5 protein-coding genes are annotated in these 6,596 nt (G+C 66.8%); 4 read left to right on the top strand and 1 reads right to left on the bottom strand.

Translation table 11 applies throughout. The features are described from left to right. A partial coding sequence (locus VD972_RS11385; protein WP_324985207.1) for a hypothetical protein occupies positions 1–599 on the bottom strand: 599 nt, incomplete at its 3' end. Positions 600–829: 230 nt separating this feature from the next. Between VD972_RS11385 and VD972_RS11380 the strand changes: the two genes are divergently transcribed. The 4 genes from VD972_RS11380 to VD972_RS11365 form a co-directional block, all read left to right on the top strand. Continuing rightward, positions 830–1,213, top strand: coding sequence for a response regulator (locus VD972_RS11380; RefSeq protein ID WP_324985205.1), 384 nt, complete (start codon positions 830–832; stop codon positions 1,211–1,213). Next, on the top strand, positions 1,194–2,087 hold the full coding sequence (locus tag VD972_RS11375; RefSeq protein WP_324985202.1) for a hypothetical protein: 894 nt from the start codon (positions 1,194–1,196) through the stop codon (positions 2,085–2,087). The genes VD972_RS11380 and VD972_RS11375 overlap by 20 nt, the downstream gene beginning before the upstream one ends. Before the next feature lie 65 nt (positions 2,088–2,152). Continuing rightward, positions 2,153–3,805, top strand: coding sequence for a hypothetical protein (locus VD972_RS11370; RefSeq protein WP_324985199.1), 1,653 nt, complete (start codon positions 2,153–2,155; stop codon positions 3,803–3,805). A gap of 108 nt (positions 3,806–3,913) precedes the next feature. Further along, the coding region (locus tag VD972_RS11365; RefSeq protein WP_324985196.1) for a hypothetical protein at positions 3,914–6,596 on the top strand (2,683 nt) is incomplete at its 3' end.

Below are 6,596 nucleotides of genomic sequence, written 5' to 3'. Positions count from 1 at the left end.
AGCGCCCGGAGCTCCGGAGTGGTGGCCAGCTTCACCTGATCCTGCGCCGACAGGTTCAGCAGGCCCGAGTGCACGCACGCATCCGTGAGCGCGTCCGCGGTGAACTTCTTGAAGGCCTCCGGATCCTTCTCGAGCTGCGCGAAGGCCGCTGGATCCGCCGCCCGCTTCAGCTCCACGGCATCCTGCAGCGCCTTCACGGCCCGGTCCCGCCACGCCAGCCCTGCGGGCTGCAGGTCCTTCGAGCCCAGGCTGGCCAGCTTCTCCAGGGACTTCTGCCCCTGGCCCTGGTAGAGCTCCGGAGTCGGCGCGCCCGGGTTGCGGCGCGAGAAGTCGTCACTGCGCTGCCGGAAGTAGTCCGCGCTGGGAGTCCGCACCTCGGCAGGCAGGGGACGTGCGGCCCCCGAGCCAGAGGCCCGGCCCGCGCCAGCGGCGCGCGAGGACTCGAAACCATCTCCCACGACTGAGGTCTGCCGCGTCGTTGCCTCGGGGCTCCGCGCCGTCTGCGTCTGCGGTGCTTCCTTGGCGGTTGCAGGCTTGGCTGTCTCTGTCTCTGCCTGCTTCGGACTTCTTAAAGGCCCTCCGGACCCGTTGACGCGCATGACACCACTCCTCAATCTGGTTCGGCCCACCTCAGAAGGCATGGGCGGTTGATCCTCGAATCCATTGTCTCACCAGTCCCCGGGAAGTTGCTCGCGATCAGCCGGGAAAAATGACGCGAGTGTCCAAACCCGTCCCCGCGATGATGTGGACAAATGTAGGCGTTGCTCTCAAACAGGGCACCCTTCCGGGCAGCTGGGGCCTGTACGATAGGCAGCGGCCAGGGGGCGACGTGCAACGGGTGCTGGTGCTCGAGGACGACGACGACCTGCGGACCTTGTTGTGCGATCTGCTGGTCGCCTCCGGGGCGCAGGCGTGCGTGAGCGCCGCGTCGTTCGAGGCGATGGTCCGTCAGCAGGAGCAGGTGCTCCAGTGCGAGCTGGCCCTGCTGGACGTCAACCTGGGCGCCCGAGTGCCCAGCGGGTTGGACGCCTACCACTGGCTGAGGGAGAACGGCTTTGAGGGGCGCGTCGTCTTCCTGACGGGCCACGCGCGCTCCCACCCGCTGGTGCGCCAGGCGCACGAGCTGACGCAGGCCCGGGTCCTGTCCAAGCCCGTCAACGCGAAGGAGCTGATGGCCCTGGTGAGGAAGCCCGATGGCTCACACGACGCCTAGCGCCCCCCCGCTCCGGGAGACGGATGAGCAGCGCGCACGCGCGTGGTGGGGGGCCTTCTTCGCCACCGCGCTGACGCTGCTGGGCGAGGTGGCCTACATCTTCATCGACTGGCGGGTGCACGCTGGGGACCTCACGCTGCCCACGCTCCGGGCCTTGCACGTGCTCGAGGCGGTGGGCCTGCTGGCGCTGCTGGTGGCCCGGCGGCGGACGGCGAGCTCGCAGCTGAGCGCGGGCGTCTTCACGGCCGTGGCGCTCCCCTACCTGATCATCTTCGCGGTGGCGGAGGTGGCCATGGCGGCCTTGGGGCACGTGTGGCTGCCGCTGACGGGGCACCGCCTGTTGATGCTGGGCATCGGGATGCTGGCGCCCGCCGGGCTGAAGGTCGGCCTGGGGCTCATTGGTGCCTTCGCGCTGGAGTCGGTGCTCCTCTGGTACGGCCTGGCGCTGGACGAGCGCCTCGACATGCCGTGGGAGCCGTGGATCACCCTCGTGTGGGGGGGCACGGGGTGCGGGCTGCTGGTGTTCCGCGTGCGGACGTGGCGCATCGAGCAGCGGCTGCAGAAGGCCCGCGCCGAGGCCGAGTCCCTGGAGCGGGTGGCGAGGTTGTTCCTCGCGATGCGGGACGCGGCCAACACCCCGCTTCAGTCCCTGGAGGTGGGGGTCAGCCTGCTGCAGCAGCGCTCTCCGGAGAACGCCGCGCTGCTCGTCACCATGGAGCGAGCGCTCTCCCGGCTGCGCTCTCTCACCGTGCGCATGGCCATCGCCGATCCGCTGCTCGACTGGGACTCCGAGGAAGAGTCCATCGACGCCGAGGAGGTGCTCCGCAACCTGGAGGAGTCACTCACCCGTGAGCTGGAGCGTCGGCGTCATTAGCGTAAGCTCTCACAGGTACCACCTGCGAGCCTCTCGCAAACTCCAAATGGGGGGAGTTCCACTCGATGGATACGTCTTCACACGTTCGAAAGCCGTTCTCGCCCTTCCCCTGGCTCCTTGCCATGGCCCTGGCGGTGGGAGCCTTGGGTTGCCCTGGCTCGGGCAAGTGCGACGAGCAACCAGAGGCATGCGACCCGCCCACCCATGATGAGGATGCGGGCACTGGAGATGCGGGCACCGGAGACGCAGGGACGCCGGACTCAGGCACGCCGGACTCAGGCACGCCGGACTCGGGCATCGTGGATCCCAACACATCGATGCTCCTGACGAAGATCGACGCCTTCTACTCGCGGCAAGGCCTCGAGCTCCGGCCCCGCGACTACAGCGCGTCTCCCCCCCAGCTGTTCCCCAATGATGGCGGGACGCCTGTCCCGGGGATCGCGCTGGAGCCTGGCCGCGTCCGCTTCGATGTTCCGCCGGGCACCTACCTGGTGAAGACCACCAGCATCCAGTACCTCCTCGTTTCCTGGCGCTCGGTGGACATCAGCACCCGGCTGTACGGCCGTCCGGACCGCGGGGACGTGTTCTTCCCGAATCCCGCCACCGCGAGTCTCAACCTGTCGGGGCTCGCGCCGGACCCGGACCCGTTCTGGCCCAACTACTCGTATCTGAACTTCCACTCGCTGGACGTCGAAGACAGCGGGTCCTTCTACCTTCCGCAGGAGCTGGTCGAAGGACAGCCCTCGCTCGTGGCAACAGACGCCGAGTACAACTCGGACTATGGCAACATCCCCCGGTTCGACCCGGCCCAGGGCGACACGGCCTGGGTGGTCCAGACCCTCGAGCGCGACGCGGGAGTAGAGCCGGATGGTGGGGCGCCCGTGCCCTATACGTCGCTGGTGCGTGCGGCCCACGTGATCCCCTTTGCCTTCGACGGTGGCACGTTCTCCGTCGAGGCCACCCTGCAGCCGGCGCCCCAGCAGACGCTGCGCTTCGACTGGCGGCGCGATGAGTTCAACGCGCTGCGCATCGCGTCCACCACGGGCTCGCCTTCCATCAGCGGGTTCGTCGATGTGTATCCCGCACTCAAGACCGCCCAGGAAGGGTGGTTCGACTACTCCATCAGCGCGATGCTCAGCTTCGTGCCTCGGCGCACCGACGTCCAGGCGCCGCTGGTGAAGGAGCTGTCCTACGGCAATCCCTATCCCACCGGCTGGGAACCGATGGCCCAGTTCACCAGCCTCTATTCCTTCAACGTGACGAACCATGACGGGAGCCGAACCCAGCGGACTTCCGAGACCTTCCTCTCCACCGAGGCGGTCAGCGACCTTGCGTCGACGCCGGTCCGTCCCCGCATCTCACTGCCGCGGGATTTCCAGGTGGACGGGATGCCCGCGACGACCCCACGGATTCTGGGGACAGCCACACCGCTGGTGACCTGGGAGCAGCCGGCACTGGGCCCCGCCACGGGCTACACGCTGCTGATCTCTCGCTACAATGTGGACCTCGGCTTCATGTCCACCATCGCTCGCATCTATCTGGGCCCCGATGAGCGCAGCCTGCGCCTACCACCAGGACTGCTCACCTCGGGCAATGAATACATGCTGCGGATCACGGCTCAGCACATGCCGGGGGTGCGCACGGAGCGGGGGTGGTTCACGCTCGTCGTGCCGTCCGCGAGCGCGACCACCGGCAGCGCGCTGCTCACGGTGCAGTAGGACACGGCCTGCGCGCTCCTCTTCGGCCAGTGGGGGAATGTGCCCATCTCCACTGGTCGAGCGCATGTGGGGCCGGTACGTTCCGGGGATTCCGAGAGCGGGGAGCGCATGCGTCAAGCCCACGTGGTGATCCTGACGGCGATCACACTGGAGTACCAGGCCGCGATCCAAGTGGACGCTGGCGCGTGGGAAGGAAGCCGGTGGGAGGAAGAGAAGGGTCCCAATGGGCTCCCAGTGGCGTTCCGCACGTACCGCGGTAAAGGAGGCAGGCCCCTCCGCGTCGCGGTGGCTCAGGCCGGAGACATGGGCGGGGTAGCGGCGGCGAATGCGTTGTTGCCGCTGGTGGAGAAATACCAGCCCCGGTGCGTGGCCATGTGCGGTGTCTGCGCGGGGCGCCCAGGCAAGACGAACCTCGGTGATGTGATCGCTCCGGAGCGGTTGTTCTTCCACGACACGGGCAAGCGTGAGCCCGAGGGAGTGAAGCAGGATCTCAAGACGTACAACCTCCGCGACGACTGGAAAGTGGCGCTCGAGCACTTTGATTTCACCGCGCGCTTCCAGAACGAGGAGTGGTGGAAGAAGCGCCCCGTGCCCTACGAGTGGCAGGAGAACTGGGTGCTGGCGATGCTGCACCAGGGAGTCGTGGACCCCGCGTCCCATCCCGAGTGCGATGAGCGCTGCCCCCAGTGGGAGAATGTCATCGGGTCGCTCTGGAAGTCCGAGCACGTACAGACCGGTACGCTCACCCTCACGGAGGAGGGGCGCAAGCGCATCAGTGTGGTTCTGATCCAGCATCGCAACCGGGTGCCCGACCTCTCCCCGGCGGGAAAAGTGCTCCCGTTCAAGGTCCACGTCGCGCCCATGGGCAGCGGCAATCAGGTGGTGGAAGACGAGCAGGTCTGGGACTTCATCTCCGAGTACATGCGCAAGACGTTGGGGTTGGAGATGGAGGCGGCGGCCATCGGGGCGGTGGCCCATGCCCAGCGGGACAAGAAGCTTGAGGCCGTGGTGATGAAGGGCGTGATGGACTTCGCCAACCAGGGCCGGGATGAGCACTTCAAGCAGTTCGCCGCCCGGGCCTCGGCCGAGTGCTTGATCGCGTTCCTGCGCGACCAGCTCGACGTGGAGGGGATCCCCGGTGTCGATGACCTCCTGGTCTCGGGAACCGAGGAGCATCTGCCTGGGAACGCACCACCGTCAGCACTCTTGAACGCGCGCTACCAGGTCGTGCCTTTTCACGATCAGGGGCGGGAAGCTGTCCTCGCAGAGCTGGATCGTTGGTGTGACGCAGAGCCCACGGTGGCGGTGCGCTTGCTCCACGCTGAGGGCGGTGCGGGCAAGACTCGGTTGGCGATCGAGTGGAGCCGCCGCCGCAAGGACCTGAACTGGGCTGCCGGGTTCTTGTCGAAGAACGCGCCTCAGGACTGGTTCGACCGATGGTGGATGCTCGGTCAGCCCGTGCTGGCCGTGATCGATTACGCGGAGAGCCGTCCGGAGGTGCTGGCTCCAGTGCTCCGGCGCATGTACGACCATGCCCGGCAGGAGCGTGGTGGCTCTCATCGACGCGTGCGCCTCTTGCTGCTCGCTCGCAATGACCTGGATTGGTGGAAGGAACTCCCCGCGAACGACGCGACGTTGCGTGAATGGCTCATGACGACTCCGCCGCTCCGGCTGGAGCCGCTGGCCGGGGAACAGGGTGAACGGGAGAAGGTGTTCCATGAAGCCGCGCGGAAGTTCGCTGAGGCACGAGGAAAGAAGTACGAGCAGCAGAAGAAAGTCTCGCTGGCGGACCCGCTCTTTGACCGGGTGCTCTACCTGCACATGGCAGCCCTTGCGACAGTCGAGGGCCTCGAGTTCGAGCCCCAGACTTTGATGGAGGCCATCCTCAGCCACGAAGAGCAGTTCTGGGAAACCCCTGCGCTGAAGGCCAACAAGTTGAGCCTCGGGCGGCGGAGATCCTTGGCTCGTCAGGTGCTTGCCGCTGCGACGCTGCGGGGAGGGCTCGTGAACGCTGTTGAAGCCTCTACCGTCACGCACCGATTGTTCGGGCACCCGCCATCCGCCGATGAGGAGGATCTGCTGCGGCTGCTCCAGCAGGTCTATCAGCGTGCGGAGGAAGGGGTTCGCTTGTACATTCCGGCATTGGAGCCGGATCTTCTCGGAGAAGGCATGGTGCGGCGTGTGGCCTCGCCGCCATTGGAGGCAGACCGCGTCCCTCCTGATTGGATGGCCAGGGTGTTCGCGGATGATGAGGGGGCAGAGGTCCTAAGCAGGGGATTCGAGGTCCTCGGCCGTGCATCGAGCGTGCAGCCTAGCCTGGTACAGCCATGGATTGAGCAGCTCTTCAATGGCCCTTTCTCTATCCGGGCGAAGTCCGCATTGAAGGCCGCGAAGGCAGTGGGACTGCGAACCGCGTTCTCAGCGCTGGGTGATGTGCTGGCGGCTCGGCTCGAAGCGCACGGGGACGTACAGCTGGCTCGTGAACTGGAGGCCGAGGGCATTCCTGACTCAACAGTGTCGCTCGGCAGAGTGGGCGCGTGGGTCAGCCGCACGCTCTTGGAACAATCCAAGGCGGCGGGCGGACCACGCGCGCCCAGATGGCTTCGCAGAGTGGCCGGGTGGTTCAGTCGTACGCTCTGGAGAGCGCGAGGTGCAGCAGGGGAAAGCGGGCTTGCGGAGCGGGCTCGACATCAAAACAACCTGGGCAACAGATTGAGCGCGCTTGGGAGGCGGGAGGAGGCGCTGAAGGCCTCGCTGGAGGCGGTGGAACTGTACCGAACCCTGGCGCAGC

It is taken from the genome of Hyalangium sp., from assembly GCF_035629615.1.
Lineage (GTDB): Bacteria > Myxococcota > Myxococcia > Myxococcales > Myxococcaceae > Hyalangium.
This window is presented reverse-complemented; position numbering and strand designations above follow the sequence as displayed.